Origin of the sequence: Pseudomonas sp. SGAir0191 (genome assembly GCF_002812565.2) — a bacterium.
Classification (GTDB): domain Bacteria; phylum Pseudomonadota; class Gammaproteobacteria; order Pseudomonadales; family Pseudomonadaceae; genus Aquipseudomonas; species Aquipseudomonas parafulva_B.
This window is the reverse complement of the sequence record NZ_CP025035.2, coordinates 2,938,151-2,958,012: the sequence shown is the minus strand read 5'-3', so window position 1 is coordinate 2,958,012 and position 19,862 is coordinate 2,938,151. Positions and strand designations below refer to the sequence as shown.

Below are 19,862 nucleotides of genomic sequence, written 5' to 3'. Positions count from 1 at the left end.
ACAAAGACTATGCAATTGAGAGATCCACAACTTCTCCGCCAGCAAGCATTCATCAACGGCGTTTGGCTGGATGCGGACAATGGCCAGACCATCAAGGTGACCAACCCGGCCTCCGGTGAAGTCATCGGTACCGTGCCGAAGATGGGCACTGCTGAAACCCGCCGCGCCATCGAAGCTGCCGATAAGGCCCTGCCGGCCTGGCGCGCACTGACCGCCAAAGAGCGCTCGAACAAACTGCGTCGCTGGTTCGAACTGATGATCGAGAACCAGGACGACCTGGCTCGCCTGATGACCACCGAACAAGGCAAGCCACTGGCCGAAGCCAAGGGCGAAATCGCCTACGCCGCCTCGTTCATCGAGTGGTTCGCCGAAGAAGCCAAGCGCGTCTACGGCGACACCATCCCGGGCCACCAGCCAGACAAGCGCCTGATCGTCATCAAGCAGCCAATCGGCGTTACCGCGGCCATCACCCCGTGGAACTTCCCGGCCGCCATGATCACCCGTAAAGCCGGCCCGGCCCTGGCCGCTGGCTGCACCATGGTGCTCAAGCCTGCCTCGCAAACCCCGTACTCCGCCCTGGCCCTGGTCGAGCTGGCCACCCGTGCCGGCATCCCGGCTGGCGTGCTGAGCGTCGTTACCGGCAGCGCTGGCGAAGTTGGCGGCGAGCTGACGGGCAACTCCCTGGTACGCAAGCTGTCCTTCACTGGCTCGACTGAAATCGGTCGTCAGCTGATGGAAGAATGCGCCAAGGACATCAAGAAAGTTTCCCTGGAGCTGGGTGGCAACGCCCCGTTCATCGTGTTCGACGACGCCGACCTGGACAAGGCCGTCGAGGGCGCGATCATCTCCAAGTACCGCAACAACGGCCAGACCTGCGTCTGCGCCAACCGTATCTACGTGCAGGACGGCGTGTACGACGCGTTCGCCCAGAAGCTGGCCGCCGCTGTTGCCAAGCTGAAGATCGGTAATGGCCTGGAAGAAGGCACCACCACTGGCCCGCTGATCGACGGCAAGGCCGTTGCCAAGGTTCAGGAACACATCGAAGACGCCGTGGGCAAAGGCGCCAAGGTGCTGTCCGGTGGCAAGCTGATCGAAGGCAACTTCTTCGAGCCGACCATCCTGGTCGACGTGCCGAAAACCGCTGCCGTTGCCAAGGAAGAAACCTTCGGCCCACTGGCGCCGCTGTTCCGCTTCAAGGACGAGGCTGAGGTCATCGCCATGTCCAACGACACCGAATTCGGCCTGGCCTCGTACTTCTACGCCCGCGACATGAGCCGTGTATTCCGTGTTGCCGAGGCCCTGGAATACGGCATGGTGGGTATCAACACCGGCCTGATCTCCAACGAAGTCGCGCCATTCGGTGGCATCAAGGCCTCGGGCCTGGGCCGTGAAGGTTCCAAGTACGGTATCGAGGACTATCTCGAAATCAAGTACCTGTGCCTCAGCGTCTAGGTATTGGACAAAGCGAAGAGGCGAGCAATCGTTAGAGGTTGCATCAACAGGGAGCCGAGCATGAATGGCGCCTTGCTTAAATTCAGCAGGATCGCTAAGTGAGCATAAAACAGAAACTGACGTGGGCCTTTGTAGCCATCGCGTGTTTGCCGGTCATCATCGTAGCAACCATTGTCATCATCAATTTGCGTACCCAGGTTCGAGCGACATTCTTCGACAGCAGTAGCCGGGAAATTCGGCAGATCGAAAACGGCATGAACCTGTTCTTCGAAGGAATCGGACAGAGTGTCGAATACCTAGCTAAGCGCCCTCAAGTTGCTCAGGCTCGCGATCTAAAGGACTACTCGAGCGCTGACGCAGCGCTTGTGCCTTTGCCTGAAGAAAGCAAGGTGCTCCTACAGTATTTCGAGCAATATGCGTCCGCCTTCTCTGCTGCGACCGTTGCGGTGGGCTTCGAAGACCGCACATTCGTAAACTGGCCCAACCCTGCGGCGCTGGCCAGTTATGATCCGCAAGTTCGCCCTTGGTACAAGGCTGCAATGGCCACGCCTGGCAAGGTGGCGCGCACACCTGCCTATTATTGGGAAGATACAGGAGAGTTATTGATCAGTAATGCGATGACGGTAGCGAGATCGCCAGGGCACCCAGCTGGTGTGGTAGCTCTTGATGTTTCGATCAAGCGTTTAACCAACATCGTTCGGCAAATAAAAATGGGGGAGAGTGGCTATCTGATGTTGGTAGAGAGGGACGGCACGGTTTTGGTCGACCCAAGCGACCCAACGCACAATTTCAAAAAGCTCGCGGATCTCGGGCAAGGCTACCGCATGCTTGCGCAGGCACGCGGCTTGTCCGAAGTCACGATCAACGGGGTGCGCTACCTTGCTAACGCATAGACGTCGGAAAAGCTCGGTTGGCAATTTATTGGGCTGATCAAGTATGAGGAGGTTATGGCCTCCACCAATCAACTGATTACGCTCATCAGCAGTATTGCTGTCGTTCTGTCCTTGCTATTCGCGTTTATCGGTAGGCTATTTGCGAACATGATCGTGAAGCCGATTCAAGGCGTTTCTAGTGGGCTCGAGACCATCGCCAGTGGTGAAGCCGACTTGACGGCTTCGCTGGAAGTGACCGGCCGGGATGAAACAGCTCTGCTTGCCAAGTGGTTCAACACCTTCCTAGTAACTATCAGGGAGTTGGTGCAGCGCATTGGTGGCGCTTCATCCTCTCTACAGGCTCGATCAGACGATTCCATAGCGGTTGCCACCGAAATGAACGAGGTGGCTTCTCGGCAGCGTGCCTCGATGGAATTGGTGTCTACCGCATTCAACGAGATGGTGGCTACTTCGAATGAAGTCGCACGTTCCTGCATCGCAGCAGCTACTGCAGCGGAGGATGGCCAGAAGCAGGTTCATGACGGGCAGCGTCAGATCAGAGAAGTAGAGGGCTGTATAGCTTACCTTGGTGAAACCTTGACTAAGACCACCCAGTCTATGTACGCGTTGGAGCATGACAGCCATAACATCAATGCCATCGTCGACACCATCCGTTCAATCGCAGATCAAACCAATCTGCTAGCCCTTAACGCCGCTATCGAAGCCGCTCGTGCAGGTGAACAGGGTAGGGGGTTTGCAGTTGTCGCTGATGAGGTGCGTGCTTTGGCCAGGCGAACATCCGACTCCACTGGTGAAATTGACGGCCTTCTAGGAGGCCTGTCGCGTCGGATTCAGGAAGTTACCCAGCAGATGCAAAGCAGTCTCGAGAGATCGACCGCTAGCGTTGATGGAATCAACCGTACCAGCAAGAGCTTCGATGGGATTCGCGATGCGGTAGATCACATCCGCGACCAAAACAACCAGATCGCCACGGCAGCTGAGGAGCAGCACCAGGTCGCTGAAGACATCAATCAGCACATATGCCAAGTCCATCAGGATGCGTTGCTGGTCGAGCAGCTTTCAGATAGTGCACATGAAGGGTCGAAGCATCTGTCTGCCCTTTCCTCAGAGTTGCATCACCTGGTAGGTCGGTTCAAAGCGTAGGCATTGGGCCAAAAGGCTTTACAGCGGATTTTTTCTATCCCTCTATGGGACAGCAGACGCCCCCTCGCGTCCGTTTTCGCATGAGAAAGCCTTTTGAAGCGCTAGGGATTCTCCGATCAAGTCAGCGCAGGCCATCTGACCTGTGCTGAAATATCCCTCCGTCCAATTGCCCTCTACAATCCCGCCACCCCATGAGCCAGATGAGCTTTTCCGATTTCGAGTACGCCGCTAAGCGCAAGCAAACCCGCCGCGAGCGTTTCCTGGGCGAGATGGAACAGGTGGTGCCGTGGAGCGGGTTGGTGGCGTTGATCGAGCCGCATTACCCAAAGGCTGGCGGTGGCCGCAGGCCGTATCCACTGGAAACCATGCTGCGCATTCACCTGTTGCAGAACTGGTTCTCGTTGAGTGATCCAGTCATGGAGGAGGCGCTGTACGAGATTACTTCGATGCGCCAGTTTGCTCGTCTGACGCTCAGCGCGGGGAGAAAACTTTGTGAGCTTTGTCAGCGATCAGTTGGGAGGCAACTTGTCGCCGCTTGCGATGTTCCGCGACCAGAATGGGTTCACCGGGCGCATCGTTGCTTCCTCCCCAAGTGTTGAAGAAGTTCAACGGCTCGTCTGCGCCGGTTTCGGAGTAGGTTGCATGCCTGAGCACCTGTTTCATGAGGATCTAGAGAAGGGGCTGCTATGGCGTTTGCCGCCAACTGAAGGCATCGTCAACGCGGACTTGCACTTGCTCTGGAACAGAGAGCAGAGGATGACCATGGCGGAGACGGTGTTCCTGGAGAGTTTCCGGCACTGTCTCGCTCAGGCATCGCTCATTTGAGCGGGGTGCGGGTGTGTTGAGGCTGTTTACCCGAAACGACCGCAGTGATTGGCTGCGGTCGCTCTGTTTCGCTACTCGGCATTCAGCAGTCGCTGCCGGCCCAAGACGCTGTTGAGTCGATCATCATCATCTAGTTTGCTCTCGCACAGCATCTCAGCAACGCCGGCACCTGCCTCGACTTTCTCCAACCAGTACATCACCGCCTTTTTCATGAAAAGCTCTCGGGCCTATGGAACCTTGTCCGGACGAACATCGAGGGTAAGCAGGAACAATGGTTTTTGATCAAGCATCAGGATGAGGTCGCCAAGCCGCTTGCTGATTTCGACGTGGTAGTCGAGCTGCCCAATAGTGTCCTCAGCGACCGTACCATCATCCCCAAGAATCGCGGTCGGGCGAAGGCCACGTCACCCAAGCCGAACCCTCCCACAACCGTCACCGGGCCGAGCACTGAAGGCGCTGTGGCTGCAGCACTGCCAGAGAAGCTTTCTCCGCAGCTAGCGACCCTGGTCGACTCCAGCCCTCGTTCTGAAGAGTGGCGCTACGAAATCAAGTTCGATGGCTATCGCATGCTGTGCCGCGTCGATGGAGATGACGTCCGGCTGTTCACCCGCAATGGTCACGATTGGACTGCAAAGCTGCCCAAGCAGGCGGCTGCAATCGCCTCGCTCGGGCTAGAAACGGCCTGGCTGGATGGCGAGATCGTCATCCCGGATGAAAACGGCGTGCCGAATTTCCAGTTGCTACAAAACGCTTTCGACGCCGGCAAGAGCCAAGGCATCGTCTACTACCTGTTCGACCTGCCTTACCTCAATGGCACCGATCTTCGGCAGGTGCCGGTTGAGAGCCGTCGTGGACTGCTAAAGCAGCTTCTCGCTGACTCGACCGACCCGCTGCTGAGGTTCTCCGAAGACTTCACCGAAGACGTCGACGCATTGATGAACAGTGCCTGTCAGATGCGTATGGAGGGGCTCATCGGCAAACGCTTGGGCAGTCCCTACGTATCCCGGCGCAGTGACACGTGGATCAAGCTCAAATGCAAGCATCGCCAGGAGTTCGTCATTGTCGGCTACACCGACCCGAAAGGCGCGAGAAGCGGCTTTGGGGCTCTAGTCCTAGCCCTCACTGACGAAGACAGCGGAAAGCTGCGATACGCCGGCAAGGTCGGTACTGGTTTCACCGAGTCGACTCTCGCCACCATCCTGGAAACTCTACTTCCGCTGGAGCAGAAACAGGTGCCGGTGACGAACCCGCCGAAAGGTGTCGACGGCAAAGGCATTCACTGGCTGCAGCCGACGCTGCTGGCCGAGGTCACCTTCGCTGAGATCACCTCGGACGGCGTGGTCAGGCACGCGGTGTTCCATGGTATCCGGACGGACAAGCCTGCCCAGGACATCACGGAGGAGAAGCCGGCGCCTGCGCCGAAGGCGCGAAGGTCAGTCAAGGCGAAATCGGACGATAAGGGCTCCGCTACCAAGGTGCGGATCACCCACCCGGAGCGTGTGATTGATCCCAGCAGCGGCCTCACCAAACGAGACCTGGCCGAATACTACGCGCAGGTCTCACCCTGGCTCCTGCCTCACCTGAAAGACCGGCCCATTGCATTGGTCAGGGCACCCGAGGGGATCACCGGCGAGTTGTTTTTCCAGAAAAATGCTGACCGTCTCGCCATCCCGAACATCACGACGGTGCCGAAAGCAGAAGCGGGTAAAGCGGGTATGGTCATCAACAGTGTCGAAGCCCTGGTCGGTGCCGTGCAGATGAGCACCATCGAGCTGCATTCCTGGAACGGCACAACTGACCACATCGAACAGCCAGACCGCTTCGTGCTGGATCTCGATCCTGATCCGGCGCTGCCTTGGAAGGTCATGGTCGAAGCCACTCAGCTGACCTTGGTGGTGCTCGATGAATTGGGCCTGCAGTCGTTTCTCAAAACCAGTGGCGGCAAGGGCATCCACATCATGGTGCCGCTCGCGCCTAAAGCTTCATGGGAAGAGGTGAAGGACTTCAGCCAGGCCATCGTGATGTACATCGCCAAGCTGATCCCGGATCGGTTTTCAGCCGTGTTAGGCCCGAAGAATCGTATCGGCAAGATTTTCATCGACTACCTGCGCAACGGCAAAGGGGCCACCACCGCCAACGTCTTTTCGGCGCGGGCCAGGGAGGGGCTGCCGGTATCGGTGCCAATCTTCAGGGAGGAGATCGTCGAGCTGCAGTCGGCGGCCAAGTGGAACATCAAGAATGTTCAGGAGCGGCTGGATGAACTGGGTGGCGATGACCCGTGGGAGGGTATGCCAAGCACCAGGCAATTGATCACCCTGGAAATGAAAACGCGGATTGGAATGAAGTAGGCCTCTATGTTGCTGCGGGTGGGTTGAGGGCGCACGCTGTCTGGGCCATCATCGCGAAAGTAGAACAGAGATAAGGATGGTTTCGTGAGTGCAACGTCCTCTATTTGGTTTTTCGCTGTGCCGTTCGCTATCGCAGCGGCCATTCCCGGCCCGGCCCAAGCTGGCCTGCTCGGTCAGGTGGTTGCCCGTGGGGCTCGTTCGTCGGTGCCTTACATTGCTGGCATGGTATTGGGTAATGCAGTGTGGCTGCTCGTGGCAACGCTAGGGCTCGCTGCATTGGCTCTGCAGTTTGAGCACGTGTTCGTGGCAGTGAAGTGGTTGGGTGTTGCATTCATCCTATTCATCGCCTGGAGCCTTTGGACAAAGAATGTCGAAAAACCGCAGCAGCCGGACAACCGATCTGCAGGTCGTGGGCTTCTTGCCGGCGCTGCATTGACCTTGAGCAACCCTAAGGCCGTGGTGTTCTTCGGCGCTGTTTTGCCTCATGCGTTTGACCTTACCTCTCTGACTACCTCTGAGGTGGTGTTCATTACGCTACTCGGCATCGGTATTGATCTGACCATTCAGCTGGCTTACCTGCTTGCCGCATCGAATATCACGCGGGCGATTCGCTCGACAAAGGCCATGAAGCGGCTCAACCGAACCTCAGCAGGGATAATGACCGCCTGCGCTGGTTGGATGGCGGTCTCGCGATGAGTACAGCCAAGCAACTATTGGTGCGATAGAAGCATCAGTTGTCCAGTGCGACGGAGCCGACCTGACGCACTGTTGAGGCTCAAAGCGTAGTAAATAGAAATCGCGGACGGCAGCGGATGTTTGACATGGTTTTTCTCCGCCCGAATGGAGCGATCACCGGTGCAATCAGGCACCAGGCTGAGAGTCCTTAAGATCCTCAAAATCTTTGGCCAGCCGAGCTTGAATCAAGCCACGGCTTGTACCTTGCTCCTCGTCACATCCCGTCATATACGCACGTCATAATCCGCCCGCCGGTGATTGCGTTGCCGCTTCGCTGCGCTATGGTGAGAGCACCCCACAAATAAGACTAAAGTCGTAGGAGGTCGGCATGCGGATTCGCGGTGACGTTTTCTGGAACTGGGCAGACCCAACGCTGCATCATAGGGCTCACAACGAGACACTTGACGATGGCACCAGCATGGATGTCCAGGTGCGACTGTCGCGTACAGGTGCCACTCAATTGTTCATCGGTGTATATGCCGGAACGGGTATGGCACTCCATGAAGAGGCTTTCCTCTCGCGCCCTGGCGAATCAATGACTCGGGCTCTGGCGTGGGGCGTGGGACGCGCCCGATGCCTTGCAACCAATCAGTTGCCTGTTGAACGTCAGGTAGCATAAATCTCAGATTCAAGATGTGGTGGCGGCGAACTAATCACCGTCACCCAGGTGATTCCACTCGCTGTACGCCGACTTTAAAACTTGGGGAAGGCGAGGAAGCTCACGCCTGATTTCGCTCAACGCTTCAGGGCTTCGAATCCACTCCGTCAACCACGCGATCAGCACCGGTCGAGTTGTGGGGCAGGGCGCTACTTGCTGTTCAAGCTCGTCGGCTACCTGGGCAAGAAGCTCTAAGTGCGCTTCAAGCTCTGCAATCTGATTTGCCATGGACATCCACCTCTTTCACGTTCTGGCGGGAGCTTGCTCCACTGCGCTCCACCCCAATCTCAGCCAAGGCTCGTCCTCTGCCAGCGCCCCATACCATCGCCCGCGTAACCGTCTCGCCAGGCCGCTTGGCGTAAGCTTCTTCAATTCGGGCCAAGCCAGAGCGCTCATAGATCCCAATGAATAACTGAGTGTCGCCGGTGCGGGAAAGCCTCACTTGGACATCCAGTCGTGCTCCGTCCACGAGCATTTCTTCATGGGAATGGTGCTGCAGGCTTGGATCGGCCCAAGCCCAAAATACTGCTCCACGATGTCGCATCCTTGCCTCCTAATTACATCTCCATCAGGACAGCCTAGCCCGTTTCGTCTGTATCAGAGCTTTCAATCATCTCGGGGCATTTCAAGGTCGTAGTAGCTACCAGTTGCCTTGATGCTTTCACATAGTGGGACTAATACCAAAGGACTGCTACGAAGAGGGATGGTCATGCATACGCGCTTTGTTGTAATCCCCGCCATGCCCCAAGAGAAAGAGCAATTTCCTCGGCGTATTGGCGTCCCGTCTGCCTTAGGTGCTGGGTACGATCTCTATGATACCCATGGCAAAACACGGCTAGCTTTGAACTATCCCACCCGGGCGGAAGCGGAGCATGACTGTGCGAGCCGGAACAGCCAGGAGCGTGGAGTCGGGAGTTGCCTAGCGGGACACGGGTGAGGGCCCGTGCTTTCGCATTCTTCAAGGGAAAAAAGAAAGCCCGCTGCTAGGCGGGCAAGGTCTATCACGTAGGGATAGCTTGAAAGTGCCAAGCTCTTCGTGAAAATTGTGTGGACGATTTGTCCTCACAATGTGATCTCACTACCGAAGGGGGTAGACACGCCCTACGCCTAGCCCGTGCTGTATAGCAACCTGCACCTACCACCTTCTCCAGTCGGATCAAAAGGACTTTTGAAAGACAACTGTGCCCATGAGGGTTGAACGAGTCGTCATAAAGGTGAGTCTTCAGGGAATAAGTCTCTACTCGCTACAACGAGACGGATATGAACCTATTGACGAGCTGAGTGTGTGCATGCGGGACAAAAAAGAGCGAAAAGCCAAGATCAAGGCCAGGGCCACGATCATCTGTCTTCGAAGCGGCAGGATTCTGCTAGTACGGAAAAAATGCGGCAAGTGGAATTTTCCTGGCGGTGCTATCGAGCCAGGTGAGTCACCTGCCGCAGCGGCTGCGCGGGAGCTTCAAGAGGAGACGTCCATCGAAGGCCACGGTTTATTTCCCCTGTGCACCGTTCAGGTGGGTATGACTGTTCACCACGTGTTCACCACGCATTTCGATGATGAAGAAAGGCCTGTTGCTCGCAATGAAATCGTGGCCTGCAAATGGGTGCTCAGAGGCAAGCTCTCTCCGGCGATGCTGAACACTACAGCCGCTGGGCTGCTATCTAGCCAATTGCCAGCACTGACTGCATAGGGCCCAAAAAGATTTGGGAGGACATCGTCCACAGGATCGATCTTCTCGACAATTGGATATCGGTGGCCAGTATTTAACCTTCTCCACCCCGCCGCCACACGCTACATATTTTTTTGCAACTTGAGCGGCAGTAGTTTGGCAATGATTGGTATCCCGACCGCAGGCTTGCAGGCTCTCCTGATGGTCGCCTGGCTCGCCGATCACTTGTAATTGTGCCGTCAGCAGAAACTTTTGGTGGCCGGGCCGGGCTCCATTGCTCGCCCGACCCTCGCGAAGGGGCGGCCAAACCGGTATGCGATTTCAGCTACCGCTCGCTGTCAAAAGCAACCTGACCAGGCTAGCACTCCCGTTCAGGCGACTGTACTGTTGGCGTGAATCTGCCCTTTGGACATGGGCACAAGCGCTAGGCTCAGCAAGCCACAAGCGAGAGCTGCGGTAATCCACCCCAAGCCGATTGAGTAGCCGGGAACAGCAGTTGCCAGGAAGTCGTTCAGCGCAGCCGGGACGGCATTCACTGAGCTGGCTGCGTCGAAAACCCCCATAACCAGAGCTCCGGTAGCTGCGCCGATATAGACCGTCTGGTGCCCTCCGAAGAAACGGTTCAAGAACACCAGGGCGATCAGCGTGATTGCGATGGGGTACAGAACCAGAAGCACTGGAGAGGCTAGAGCGAGGATTGAGCTGAGCCCAAAGTTCGTGATCACAAGGCTTATAAATGCGAGCATGCCAATCCATGCGCGATAGGACAGCATGGGAAACAAACGGCTGAAATATTCGGCTACGGCAGCAAGGCATGCAACCGCAGTTGTGAGACCGGTGAGAAATACGACGGTGGCTAGCATGACTACACCTACGTTGCCGAGAAGAAGCTGTGCAATTTGAGTGAGTGCCTGACCGCCGTTAGCAGACTGTCCCAGGACAGCGAAGCTGCTTGCGCCCATCCCGGCCAGAGATAACTGAACGGCCCCGAGCCCTACGACCGCGAAAATTCCCGCCCGTACAAACAAGCCTGACAGGTCACGTCCTTGAACGCCGTTGTTCTTGGCTGCATCGATGAATATCTTGCCGAAAACAAACGCGGCCAGGACATCCATTGTGTAATAGCCTTGGGTGAACCCGGTGCTGAACGCGTTATCGATGTACTTGCCCAGCGGCTCGCTAAAGGGGGCTATCGGCGTGATGATCGACTTGGCCACGATGCTCAGCAGGAGCAGCAAGAACAAGGGCGTCAGAACGTTTCCAATGCGTGAAGCCATTTTCTTCGGATTCAAAGCAAGGTAGACCGAGAGTCCAATGAAGGCGAGCGAGAATAGCATTAACATCCAAGAGTCCGCTCCGGTGAACGGAGACACGGATATTTCGAACACCACAGCAGCGGTGCGTGGCACCACGTAGATCGGCCCAAGCGTCAGGAACAACAAGATCGAGAAGACAGTCGCGAATCTGCCCCCAACTCTCCCCGCCAATGACTCAACAGTTCCACCAGATAGTGAAAGGGCGACGATAGCCAATAGCACAAGCCCAACACCTGTAACTAGAAAGCCGGACATTGCGACCCAGGTGTTGGCGCCGGCAGCCTGACCCAGCGGGGGGGCAAAGATGATGTTGCCCGCGCCTAGGAACATGGAGAACAGAAAGAAGGATAATGAGAGGTAGGTTTTGAAGCTGACGTTGCTTTTCATGAATATTGCCTCGTTATTATTGGACGTGCGGCAGGGGGGCAGCAAAAGATCAAAAGCGATTGATCCTAAACGGGGTCATGTTCATCGCGTCGAACCCCTTTGTCATTCGGTCTGCGATCAGCTGACTGGTGGTGGCCGCTAGCGTGATACCTGCATGTTGGTGGCCAAACGCGAAGCCGATGCAGGGTGCATGTGGAAGTGAGTCGATGACGGGAAGTGAGTCTGGAAGTGTTGGCCGCATGCCCATCCACCTGCTTGCTTGCTCAAGATGCGGCTTGGTTTGTGGAAGAAGCGCACCAAGGTGATGCTTTAGGGTTTCATAACGCGCCGGGTTTTCTGGAAGCGTCACACCACCCAGCTCACTGAAGCCCACAATACGAAGCCCGTCCTGCAGAGGCGAGATGAAGACATTGCGCTCTGCTGAGCAAATGGGGCCTGTAATCAGGTTCTTGACCGAGGGCAAATTCAGGTGATAGCCACGCTCAGCCATCAGAGGAACGGTCACATTGAGCGAGCGAAGAAGTTCTGAACTATGCGCTCCAGTGCAGATGATCGCCTTGTCAAACAGCTGCTTCGACCCGGAAACGGCTAGCTGAACGCCATGCTCATTTGGTCGAAGCGACTCAACGTGACCTTGCAGGAACTGCCCCCCACGCTCCTGGAAGCGCTTGAACAGAAGTTGGCTGACTTGATAGGGGTCGCTCAAGCGGTGGGCATTCGGAAGCAGCACGGCATGGCTTATCTGACCGTCCAGTGCAGGCTCTAACGCACTCACCTGTTCTCGCTCGGCGAACTGAGCCTCAATTCCCCAATCGTTGTAGAAATTTCGTTCAGCAAGAGCAGCGGCCTTGCCTTGAGCGCGTTCCCAAACGCGCATGTAGTGTGAGCGATGCAAGTGATTGCTCAGCCTCTCTCGATCCAACAATGCCTGCCAGGCTGGTACTGCCGTTGTTAGAAGCTGAGCGAGGGCATCTCTGCCTCTCGCAACCGCCTGCGACCGGGCTGAAAACGCGAATCGAACCATCCAGGGAAGGCTTCGATGCAGATTCCTCAGGGGAATCGACAAAGCGCCATGCGGATTCACCAACATGGGCATGGCCTTTCGGATGGTATCAGGCGTAGACAGCGGATCGACCAGCTCGCTGGCGATAAAGCCTGCATTGCCGAAGGAAGCGCCTCTGCCTGGCTTTCCGCTATCAATCAACGTGACCTTGCACCCTCGGTGCGTCAACTCAAGTGCGGTACAAATACCGATCAAACCCGCCCCGATTACTACAAATGCATTGTTCTCAGCCATGGTCAGAATCCAATCGGTTTAACGCGTGGGCGCGCCTAGTAGCGCGCCGGTCATTGGTGCGAATTGGAGGCCTAGGCTTGTTCAGCCAAAAATGAGTCATAGGCCATGGATGCGGCTGCGAGGTCTTCCAGTGCCGTGCCTACAGCCTTAAAGAGAGTGATTTCCTCTGCTCTTGATCTGCCTGCGTGCTGTGAACGGCAGAGCCGCTCCAATGTGGCTGCCACCTCAGTGTCCTTGAACGAGCCTGACTGCATGGGGGCGAGCAGATCACCTGACTTCATCAGCGCTTCTTCGGTGTCGATGAAGACGGTGCTGCGCCGCAGACACTCTTCATCGCTCTCGCGCATCTGGGGCGTGAAGCTGCCGATCAGATCCAAGTGAGCACCAGTTGCCAGCCAGTCGCCGTGGATCAAGGGTGAATTCGAAAGGGTGGCGCAGGTGATGATCTCAGCTGACCTCGCAGCCTGCTCAAGATCGTCGACAGCTTCAGCGTTCAAGCCCTGATCGCGCAGCCTTGTCGCCATTTGCTCGCTTGCACCAGAGTTGCGATCCCAGACTTTGATCTGCTCGATTGGCCGCACAGCACGATAGGCCTCCGGCAACAAGCTACCAACTCGACCAGCTCCAACTACCAGCAGTCTGCTTGCGTCAGGGCGGCTCAGATATCTAGCCGCAAGTGCTGATGCTGCAGCAGTGCGTCGGGACGTGATGGTGTCGCCATCAAGGATGGCGAGCGGGACGCCCGTGCTTGAATCGTAGAGGATGAAAACCGAGTGCAGGCCAGGAAGGCCCTGCTTCTGGTTGCCAGGGAAGATGGAGACGGTTTTGACTCCCATCCGCTTGCCAACCTGCCACGCCGGCATCAACAGCAGAATACCGTCTTCATACTCTGGCTTGTTCTGGATGGGATGATTATGCCGCAGAGGCACCTCGCAGCCGTCCTTGAACGCCACATCCAGTGCGTCAATGAGCAGGTTGAAAGGCAGGTATTGGGCGGTCTGAGCTTGCGACAAGACATGCATGGTATGCTCAACTCTCTTCTACGGGTTCTTTCTTATATGGATGGTTATTTTCGTATGCGAAAGTTTTATAACCTACAACGTGGCTGCCGTCTATAGGCTCGGCGTGCCTGATGAACACGAGTACCTCAATGGCTTCGGGAAAGAACGACACAGATTCAGGTCAGAGCGGCGTTGAGGCTTCGAGCAATACGCTGTCGATAAAGCTGCGCCTGCTTCGCCGGCAGGCGGGTTTTACGCTGCAACAGCTCAGCCAGCGGAGCGGGATATCGCTTTCGACGCTGTCGAAGATTGAGAATGGGCTCCTGTCCCCCACCTATGAAAAAATCGCAGGCCTCGCAGACGGCTTGAGGGTCGATGTGGGCGAGCTATTCAGCCCTGTGACGAAGGCTTCACCAATCGGACGGCGTAGCGTGACGCGACATGGTCAGGGGGTAGCTCACATCACTGATCAGTATCGATATGAAATGCTTCACACCGACCTTGCGGACAAACGCTTCACCCCGCTTGTGACCACGATCCGTGCTCACGAACGAAAGGAGTTCCCATCGCTGCTCAGTCACGCTGGGGAAGAGCTCATTTACGTGTTGTCAGGCCAAGTGACATTGCACACAGACGGATATTCTCCGCTCGTCCTTGGCCCTGGCGACTCCTGCTACTTCGATAGTCGAGTGGGTCATGCTTGCACATCCAGTTCAGGAGAGGACGCGCTGGTGATGTGGGTAAGTTCGCACGTTGAACTTGGGCAGTAGAGACTCACAAGGAATGCACAAGACGCCTGTAACGCCGCGAGCCAGCGAAGTCAGGTTGTGATCTACAAGCAGCCCTGGAGACGGATGGCCGGCTCAAAAAAGCAAAAGAAAACCCGCTGCTAGGCGGGCAAATGGGAGCTTCTATCACACGTAGGGATAGAAAGATTGTCGTGTAGAAGCTGTGAAAATTGGGTGAAAGAAAAGTCTCGATGGTGTCATCACGGAGATTTCCGTTGCCTCATGGCCCGGCGTGGATATGCGACAGGTCTAGCGTAAATATTGCGATAAGCAACTCCTTGAGCTTTGTGTGCAACTAAGCAAGCGGAGCGCGCCGGCCCCAGAGGGCCATAGGCGTGAGGATGGAAGCCCGGAGGGCCGTAACCTGGCTACGCCAGGATGCGGTACACGACAGCCGTGCCCCGCAGGGGCCACGCTCGGGGTGCCGGCCATCTAATCTGCCCTGTGGTGGATTGGCCAAGTGATGCCAAAACGCTTAACTGTACGCATATACAGTATAGGCGTTTTCGTCATGGTCACCATCCTAGGCCCGCTCGAACCCAGCGGAGCAAAGCTCCCACTCTTTTCCTTTCATGTCCCTGCAGGCTTTCCCTCGCCGGCAGCCGATCACCTTGAGAAGCGTATCTCGCTTGATGAGCTGCTCGACGTCCGGGCTCCGCACATCTACCTGGTGCGTGTAGAAGGGGACAGCATGATCGGCGCCGGCATCTACCCTGGCGATCTGGTGATTGTCGACCGCTCCATCGAGGCTGAGCCCGGGCATATTGTGATCGCGGCTGTGAACTGCGAGCCGCTGTGCAAACGACTTGCCCGGGACGGCAGTCAAGTGGTGCTTAAATCGGAAAACCCTCGCTACCCGTCTCGATACCTTCTCGAAGGCGAAGAGCTCCAGGTATGGGGTGTCGTGACCTTCAGCGTGCGAAGCCATGACAAAGTCTGAGCGAGTCTTCGCTCTCATCGACTGCAACAGCTTCTATGCGAGCTGTGAGCGGGTGTTCCGCCTCGACCTTCGCACCAAGCCTGTGGTCGTCCTCAGTAACAACGACGGCTGCGTGATCGCACGCTCGGCGGATGCCAAGCCGTTCGTGAAAATGGGCGAGCCGTACTTCCAGATCAAAGATCAGCTCCGTAAGCATGGCATCGTAGCCTGCTCGTCCAACTATGAGTTGTACGGGGACATGTCCGAACGCGTCATGACTGTGATCGAGTCGATGGTGCCTGCCTCTGAGGTCTACAGCATCGACGAAGCCTTCGCTGAGCTCACGGGTATGTCTGGTGACCTTGAGCGCCTGGGCCGACAGATACGAGCGGAGGTTTACCGACGTACAGGTATTCCGGTGGGAGTCGGCATCGCTTCGACAAAAACGTTGGCAAAGCTTGCCAACCATTCGGCAAAAAAATGGCAGTCGCACACTGGCGGGGTCGTCGACCTGCGCGATGAAGTGAAGCGTAACTGGGTGCTCAAGAAATGCGACGCTGGAGATGTCTGGGGTATTGGCCGTCGCCTTTCCGCCCATCTGGCGGCTATGGATATTCGCACCGCCTGGGAGCTGGCCCATGCCGACGCCTGGTCGCTCAGAAAGCAGTTCAGCGTGGTGCTGGAAAAGACAGTCCGCGAGCTTGGTGGTACCACCTGCCTCGAACTCGACGAGCCCGACCCACCCAAAAAGGAGATCTGCTGCAGCCGCATGTTCGGTACCCGGCTGACCGAGCTGGCTCCGATCAAAGAGGCCGTAGCCACTTACACCTCGCGAGCCGCTGAAAAGCTCCGCGCTCAGCAGTCGCTTTGCAAGCGCCTACGGGTGAGCATCCGGACGGGTATGTTCAATCCGGATGAGGCCAAGTATGCCAACGGCATTCTAGTTGAGTTGCCATACCCCACGGATGACACGCGTTTGCTGACAAAGGCAGCGCAGGAGGGAGTGGAGCGTGTGTACCGAGAGGGCTTCCGCTCCAGCAAGGCAGAGGTGCTGCTGCTCGATCTCAGCCAGCCGAACGAAATCACGGGTGATCTGTTCGCGGCGGCTCAGCCAGTGGCGAGTGAAAAGCTGATGGGAGTGCTCGATGCCGTGAATGGTAGATGGGGCAGGGGAACAATGCGCCTGGCGAGCGTGCCTGTGGATCCGAGTTGGGGTATGCGTCGGGAGATGATGAGTCAGAGTTTCACGACGAGGGTTGATGAGCTCTGGACGGTTTACTGCAAGTAGATTCATCAGGAGTGCTGCTTGCTGGTTGTATGCGACGGGCGTCGCGACCAAAAGAAAGCCCGCTGCTAAGCGGGCAAAATCTATCACATAGTGATGGTTTGATTACCCCTATGAATCCGTACTGTACTTAAATCTATTGCTCGGCACATATTCTCTGCGCTGCATCAAGTTTACAATCTTGACACTTTCGCTATGCTTAATATATTTGTACGTAAAGTACCTTGCTACTTTGTCTTCGTGGGTGGAAAGGACAATTTGCTTGTCCTGGAAGTCATTTCGTAATAGCTCGACCAATGAGGACATGTTGATGTCGTCCATCGTCTGGACAGGGTCATCAATTAATATTGTTCCGAATTTTTTAGAGTAGACGCGGTGCAACGCTAGCGTCAAGGCAATCACAACTGCAGAAATTTGTCCAGAGCTCATGGTGTTTAGAATGTCGTGATCGCTCTTCCAGTCCGATACCAAGCGCACATTTTTTAACTCGTCCTCACCAGTTGGGTCTTTAATGAATATCCCGTGACCTATACCGGCTTGGTGGCTTTGAAGTATTTTTCCCGAATAAATGTAAAAAGGAATTTCAATATCTGTTATGAGATCTTTTCTGTATTTTCTGATTTGAGATCTGACAGTTGTTATCAGGTCTCCAATGTCGGAGAGTGCTCGCTCATAGAGCGCGTCATTCTTCTGCAACTTTTGCAATTCGACGGCATACGCTCTCATGTCGTTGCCATATTGCTCTTTTATGTAGGTTTCTTTCTGAGTGAGTAGCTCTAATGGGTAGCTACTTAAGCTTTCGGAGGTCTTGTTGAAGTAATCTTTGAAGATTCGGTCTAGAGTTGTTGGGTTGTGGCTTTCGTAGAAGTTGTCTGGTGCGGGCCCGATAAGCGCTCTAATTCTTTCGCACAGTACATCTGTCGCTTCGGCGATATATCTGTCGCGAGCTGTGACTGGAAACTCCTTAGCGAGTAGGTCTTCATACTCAATGTTCTCTGTGGTCAGCCATTGTCGTATATTGTCTAAACGATCTTTGGATGCGAACGCTTCTGCAAGTTTGTTCAGGTCGGTATGCCCTGCTTCTGCGTTGGCTTCTAAATAGACTTTACAGGCATTGAGTAAGTTTGCCAAGTAGTGCTTAGAGAAGCTTTCACGAGCAGTTACGGTGATTCTATCTTTATCTGAAAGCTCACTGCGGAGCAAGTCACCATGATTGGTGACAGCCGCTTTCAGTGCAAGGTGCGTGTCATGATCATGGCCACAGAAGTAACATGAGGTTTCGTTGGGAGTGGCATCTAGGGATGGAGAAAGCTTGGAGTGGAGGCTCAGGATTTCTGCATAAACTGAGCTAATTCCTTTGTTTGTTGAGACTGTTGTGTTGAGCGATGTCAGGGCATCACGAAATTCGTCTCTGCCAGGCAGCTTGAGCGCAGCATAGAGATTCTCTAATCGAGAATTTTTTAGTATGTCACTAATGTCTTCTTGCTGAAGGATGTTGTATGAACTCTTAACCTCTTGATAGGTCTTGCTGAATTCTTGGTGGTTTTGATAGTTTAGATGTGTGTTAGCATAGCCTACGTAGAGCTCAAGAAGGTTGCGTTGGTGTAATGCTGATTGGTAATGACGGTTCCTTAAATAGAAATCACTGTGTCTTACCAGCCATTTTATGGCTTCAATTTCAGCAAGAGAAGCACTAAATCTTTGTTCGGTTAATTCAGGTATTGTTTCTAAATCCCAATAAGGAGAAATGTTGCTATCGGACAGCCACGGGAACGCATACTGATGTGCTTCCGTAGGCTCAGCCGTAATCTCCACCTCGGGGTTGAGATGGTAGAGGCGCTGAAGTTCTGAAATTCGATTAGTTGTTAATTTTTTGGCGGCGTTGATTTTCTTATGCGCGCTGGTCAGTTTCTCTAGGTTATCGTCAGCCTCCCGGGTGTCCCCGAAAAGCTGCGCAAGTTCAGTGGCGCGCTGAGTTTCATTATTTGTTTTTAAGAATCGTGAAGTTTCTTCTTGCTGGACATAGTGGAATAGCAAAAAGTCCCTGGCGAAGTTTTTGCTGTCAAAAAAATGCTCAAGAACATCTGCTTTCACTGGCTCGGCATTGCCGTCGATGATTTCATTGAGTTCCCAGAGCTCTGCGAATCTAGCTATTCGCTTCGCGGCACCGCTGACATTGCTTTTGAGCTTGCGTTGAAAAAGCCTCGTATTGGCGTTTTCATCTTTGAACTCCAGTAAAATTTCTACTGAAGAAGCATTTTTATGGGCTACAACAATGTCTGCAGGATTCTGGCGGTTTTCAAGGGTGATTAGTCTGCTGATATTTCCTGTTAACGCTAACTCGACGGCATCGAATACTGAAGTTTTGCCATATCCATTTGGCCCATCCAAAAGAACTAGCTTGTTGCCTTCGAAGCTAATGGAGTAGGGTTCTCCGCCAAAAATCTTAAAGTTTATTAGTATAATTTTGGTCAAAAATATCATAGCTCAAGACTCCAAATTTTCTTGACCTCATCTAAGATGTTTTCATCATTCCATTCGGTTTCCAATGAAATTATTTCTTTGTAAATTGCATTGAGGCCAAATGAAAGGTTGTTTTCAATGTCTAATGCAAGATTGCTAAGCTTTTGCTCTTGAGGAGTGTAGATGAGGAAGGGTAGCTTGAGGATGGTCTTAAGAACTATCGAATAAAGGCCTCTGGTGGAGCTTTCTTTAAATTCGAGAAAACTTTTCCCCCCATTGGCGTTTAAGATATTATTGATGATGGCATTATCTATCTTTTCAATTCCGTTGGATGAAAGATAGGTCTGCAAGGCTAGCAATTCACCGGTAGAATACGTTAGGACGTTTTTCTTGAAATTGTAGGGGTCTTCCTCTAAAGAAAATATCGTCTCTTTTTTTATTTTTAGTGATTCATGGCACACAATCATTGTGCAGTTCTTTTCAAAGAAGCGCTCGGCCTTTCCTGAGTTTCGAACCTTATCAAAAATAGATTGAGCTTCCTCCTCCAAAAGCTGGATCGCAACTTCGTTATCTTGCTCCTCGGCTTGGAGGGAGAGAAAATACTCTTGCTTATTTTCATCGCGGGCTTTGAAAAGTGTAATCATGAAGCGCGGCTCATCGAAGTCGAAGTCAATACTTTGATAGC

Annotated in this window: 17 protein-coding genes and 4 pseudogenes; 13 read left to right on the top strand and 8 right to left on the bottom strand. The window is 54.6% G+C overall.

Annotated elements, in window-relative coordinates:
- Positions 1-9 precede the first annotated feature (9 nt).
- The 6 genes and pseudogenes from gabD to CWR53_RS13290 all read left to right on the top strand — a co-directional run.
- Entirely contained in the window at positions 10-1,452 is a 1,443-nt protein-coding gene (gene gabD / locus CWR53_RS13305) for an NADP-dependent succinate-semialdehyde dehydrogenase (RefSeq protein WP_100851808.1), read from the top strand.
- A 98-nt stretch (positions 1,453-1,550) separates the two neighbouring features.
- The gene (locus tag CWR53_RS23525; protein ID WP_375335467.1) at positions 1,551-2,345 is read left to right on the top strand and encodes a cache domain-containing protein; all 795 of its coding nucleotides are present in this window, start codon (positions 1,551-1,553) and stop codon (positions 2,343-2,345) included.
- Between the two features lie 54 nt (positions 2,346-2,399).
- Positions 2,400-2,582: pseudogene (locus CWR53_RS23520) on the top strand (hypothetical protein); the annotation flags it as partial.
- Between the two features lie 138 nt (positions 2,583-2,720).
- Positions 2,721-3,488, top strand: a complete 768-nt coding sequence (locus CWR53_RS23515) for a methyl-accepting chemotaxis protein (RefSeq protein ID WP_375335498.1) — start codon at positions 2,721-2,723, stop codon at positions 3,486-3,488.
- 191 nt (positions 3,489-3,679) lie between these two features.
- Positions 3,680-3,961: pseudogene (locus CWR53_RS13295) on the top strand (transposase); the annotation flags it as partial.
- A 10-nt stretch (positions 3,962-3,971) separates the two neighbouring features.
- Positions 3,972-4,313: pseudogene (locus CWR53_RS13290) on the top strand (LysR substrate-binding domain-containing protein); the annotation flags it as partial.
- 71 nt (positions 4,314-4,384) lie between these two features.
- Here the strand turns inward: CWR53_RS13290 and CWR53_RS13285 are convergent.
- Positions 4,385-4,525, bottom strand: a complete 141-nt coding sequence (locus CWR53_RS13285; RefSeq protein WP_258313155.1) for a hypothetical protein — start codon at positions 4,523-4,525, stop codon at positions 4,385-4,387.
- On the opposite strand from CWR53_RS13285, the pseudogene ligD reads away from it, so the two are divergent.
- From ligD to CWR53_RS23230, 3 genes and pseudogenes are all read left to right on the top strand, one after another.
- Positions 4,526-6,661 (top strand): annotated as a pseudogene (gene ligD / locus CWR53_RS13280) (DNA ligase D); the annotation flags it as partial.
- Positions 6,662-6,745: 84 nt separating this feature from the next.
- Positions 6,746-7,357: a LysE family translocator gene (locus tag CWR53_RS13275; protein WP_100851807.1), complete on the top strand. Its 612-nt coding sequence runs from the start codon at positions 6,746-6,748 to the stop codon at positions 7,355-7,357.
- Positions 7,358-7,724: 367 nt separating this feature from the next.
- Entirely contained in the window at positions 7,725-8,015 is a 291-nt protein-coding gene (locus CWR53_RS23230; protein ID WP_100851806.1) for a hypothetical protein, read from the top strand.
- A gap of 30 nt (positions 8,016-8,045) precedes the next feature.
- Here the strand turns inward: CWR53_RS23230 and CWR53_RS13265 are convergent, their stop codons facing one another.
- Both CWR53_RS13265 and CWR53_RS23225 read right to left on the bottom strand, forming a co-directional pair.
- Entirely contained in the window at positions 8,046-8,282 is a 237-nt protein-coding gene (locus tag CWR53_RS13265; protein WP_100851805.1) for a hypothetical protein, read from the bottom strand.
- On the bottom strand, positions 8,257-8,598 hold the full coding sequence (locus CWR53_RS23225) for a hypothetical protein (RefSeq protein WP_100851804.1): 342 nt from the start codon (positions 8,596-8,598) through the stop codon (positions 8,257-8,259). The genes CWR53_RS13265 and CWR53_RS23225 overlap by 26 nt, the downstream gene beginning before the upstream one ends.
- A 745-nt stretch (positions 8,599-9,343) precedes the next feature.
- Between CWR53_RS23225 and CWR53_RS13250 the strand changes: the two genes are divergently transcribed.
- The gene (locus tag CWR53_RS13250) at positions 9,344-9,742 is read left to right on the top strand and encodes an NUDIX domain-containing protein (protein WP_100852648.1); all 399 of its coding nucleotides are present in this window, start codon (positions 9,344-9,346) and stop codon (positions 9,740-9,742) included.
- 350 nt (positions 9,743-10,092) lie between these two features.
- Here the strand turns inward: CWR53_RS13250 and brnQ are convergent, their stop codons facing one another.
- The 3 genes from brnQ to CWR53_RS13235 form a co-directional block, all read right to left on the bottom strand.
- Complete coding sequence (gene brnQ, locus CWR53_RS13245; RefSeq protein ID WP_100851802.1) at positions 10,093-11,424, bottom strand: branched-chain amino acid transport system II carrier protein; 1,332 nt, start codon at positions 11,422-11,424, stop codon at positions 10,093-10,095.
- Between the two features lie 49 nt (positions 11,425-11,473).
- Positions 11,474-12,721, bottom strand: a complete 1,248-nt coding sequence (locus tag CWR53_RS13240; protein ID WP_100851801.1) for an FAD-binding oxidoreductase — start codon at positions 12,719-12,721, stop codon at positions 11,474-11,476.
- Positions 12,722-12,792: 71 nt separating this feature from the next.
- A complete protein-coding gene (locus CWR53_RS13235; RefSeq protein ID WP_100851800.1) occupies positions 12,793-13,743 on the bottom strand; it encodes an ornithine cyclodeaminase family protein in 951 nt (316 codons plus the stop codon).
- 110 nt (positions 13,744-13,853) lie between these two features.
- On the opposite strand from CWR53_RS13235, the gene CWR53_RS13230 reads away from it, so the two are divergent.
- From CWR53_RS13230 to umuC, 3 genes are all read left to right on the top strand, one after another.
- Complete coding sequence (locus CWR53_RS13230; protein WP_219995114.1) at positions 13,854-14,492, top strand: helix-turn-helix domain-containing protein; 639 nt, start codon at positions 13,854-13,856, stop codon at positions 14,490-14,492.
- 529 nt (positions 14,493-15,021) lie between these two features.
- The gene (locus CWR53_RS13225) at positions 15,022-15,450 is read left to right on the top strand and encodes a LexA family transcriptional regulator (RefSeq protein WP_100851798.1); all 429 of its coding nucleotides are present in this window, start codon (positions 15,022-15,024) and stop codon (positions 15,448-15,450) included.
- Positions 15,437-16,717 carry a translesion error-prone DNA polymerase V subunit UmuC gene (gene umuC / locus CWR53_RS13220; RefSeq protein ID WP_100851797.1) on the top strand — a complete coding sequence of 427 codons (1,281 nt, stop codon included), beginning with the start codon at positions 15,437-15,439 and terminating at the stop codon, positions 16,715-16,717. The genes CWR53_RS13225 and umuC overlap by 14 nt, the downstream gene beginning before the upstream one ends.
- 108 nt (positions 16,718-16,825) lie before the next feature.
- Here the strand turns inward: umuC and CWR53_RS13215 are convergent, their stop codons facing one another.
- Both CWR53_RS13215 and CWR53_RS13210 read right to left on the bottom strand, forming a co-directional pair.
- Positions 16,826-19,198 (bottom strand): AAA family ATPase, encoded by a 2,373-nt coding sequence (locus tag CWR53_RS13215; RefSeq protein ID WP_100851796.1) that lies wholly within the window; start codon positions 19,196-19,198, stop codon positions 16,826-16,828.
- Positions 19,195-19,821, bottom strand: a complete 627-nt coding sequence (locus tag CWR53_RS13210; RefSeq protein ID WP_138031822.1) for an ABC-three component system middle component 1 — start codon at positions 19,819-19,821, stop codon at positions 19,195-19,197. The genes CWR53_RS13215 and CWR53_RS13210 overlap by 4 nt, the downstream gene beginning before the upstream one ends.
- Positions 19,822-19,862 lie beyond the last annotated feature (41 nt).

What these genes read in the sequence shown, in the direction of transcription:
- gabD (WP_100851808.1), top strand. Translation starts at nt 10, where the DNA reads ATGCAATTGAGAGATCCACAACTTCTCCGCCAGCAAGCATTCATCAAC.
- CWR53_RS23515 (WP_375335498.1), top strand. Translation starts at nt 2,721, where the DNA reads ATGAACGAGGTGGCTTCTCGGCAGCGTGCCTCGATGGAATTGGTGTCT.
- CWR53_RS13285 (WP_258313155.1), bottom strand. Translation starts at nt 4,525, where the DNA reads ATGAAAAAGGCGGTGATGTACTGGTTGGAGAAAGTCGAGGCAGGTGCC.
- CWR53_RS23230 (WP_100851806.1), top strand. Translation starts at nt 7,725, where the DNA reads ATGCGGATTCGCGGTGACGTTTTCTGGAACTGGGCAGACCCAACGCTG.
- CWR53_RS13265 (WP_100851805.1), bottom strand. Translation starts at nt 8,282, where the DNA reads ATGGCAAATCAGATTGCAGAGCTTGAAGCGCACTTAGAGCTTCTTGCC.
- CWR53_RS23225 (WP_100851804.1), bottom strand. Translation starts at nt 8,598, where the DNA reads ATGCGACATCGTGGAGCAGTATTTTGGGCTTGGGCCGATCCAAGCCTG.
- CWR53_RS13250 (WP_100852648.1), top strand. Translation starts at nt 9,344, where the DNA reads ATGCGGGACAAAAAAGAGCGAAAAGCCAAGATCAAGGCCAGGGCCACG.
- brnQ (WP_100851802.1), bottom strand. Translation starts at nt 11,424, where the DNA reads ATGAAAAGCAACGTCAGCTTCAAAACCTACCTCTCATTATCCTTCTTT.
- CWR53_RS13240 (WP_100851801.1), bottom strand. Translation starts at nt 12,721, where the DNA reads ATGGCTGAGAACAATGCATTTGTAGTAATCGGGGCGGGTTTGATCGGT.
- CWR53_RS13235 (WP_100851800.1), bottom strand. Translation starts at nt 13,743, where the DNA reads ATGCATGTCTTGTCGCAAGCTCAGACCGCCCAATACCTGCCTTTCAAC.
- CWR53_RS13230 (WP_219995114.1), top strand. Translation starts at nt 13,854, where the DNA reads ATGAACACGAGTACCTCAATGGCTTCGGGAAAGAACGACACAGATTCA.
- CWR53_RS13225 (WP_100851798.1), top strand. Translation starts at nt 15,022, where the DNA reads ATGGTCACCATCCTAGGCCCGCTCGAACCCAGCGGAGCAAAGCTCCCA.
- umuC (WP_100851797.1), top strand. Translation starts at nt 15,437, where the DNA reads ATGACAAAGTCTGAGCGAGTCTTCGCTCTCATCGACTGCAACAGCTTC.
- CWR53_RS13215 (WP_100851796.1), bottom strand. Translation starts at nt 19,198, where the DNA reads ATGATATTTTTGACCAAAATTATACTAATAAACTTTAAGATTTTTGGC.
- CWR53_RS13210 (WP_138031822.1), bottom strand. Translation starts at nt 19,821, where the DNA reads ATGATTACACTTTTCAAAGCCCGCGATGAAAATAAGCAAGAGTATTTT.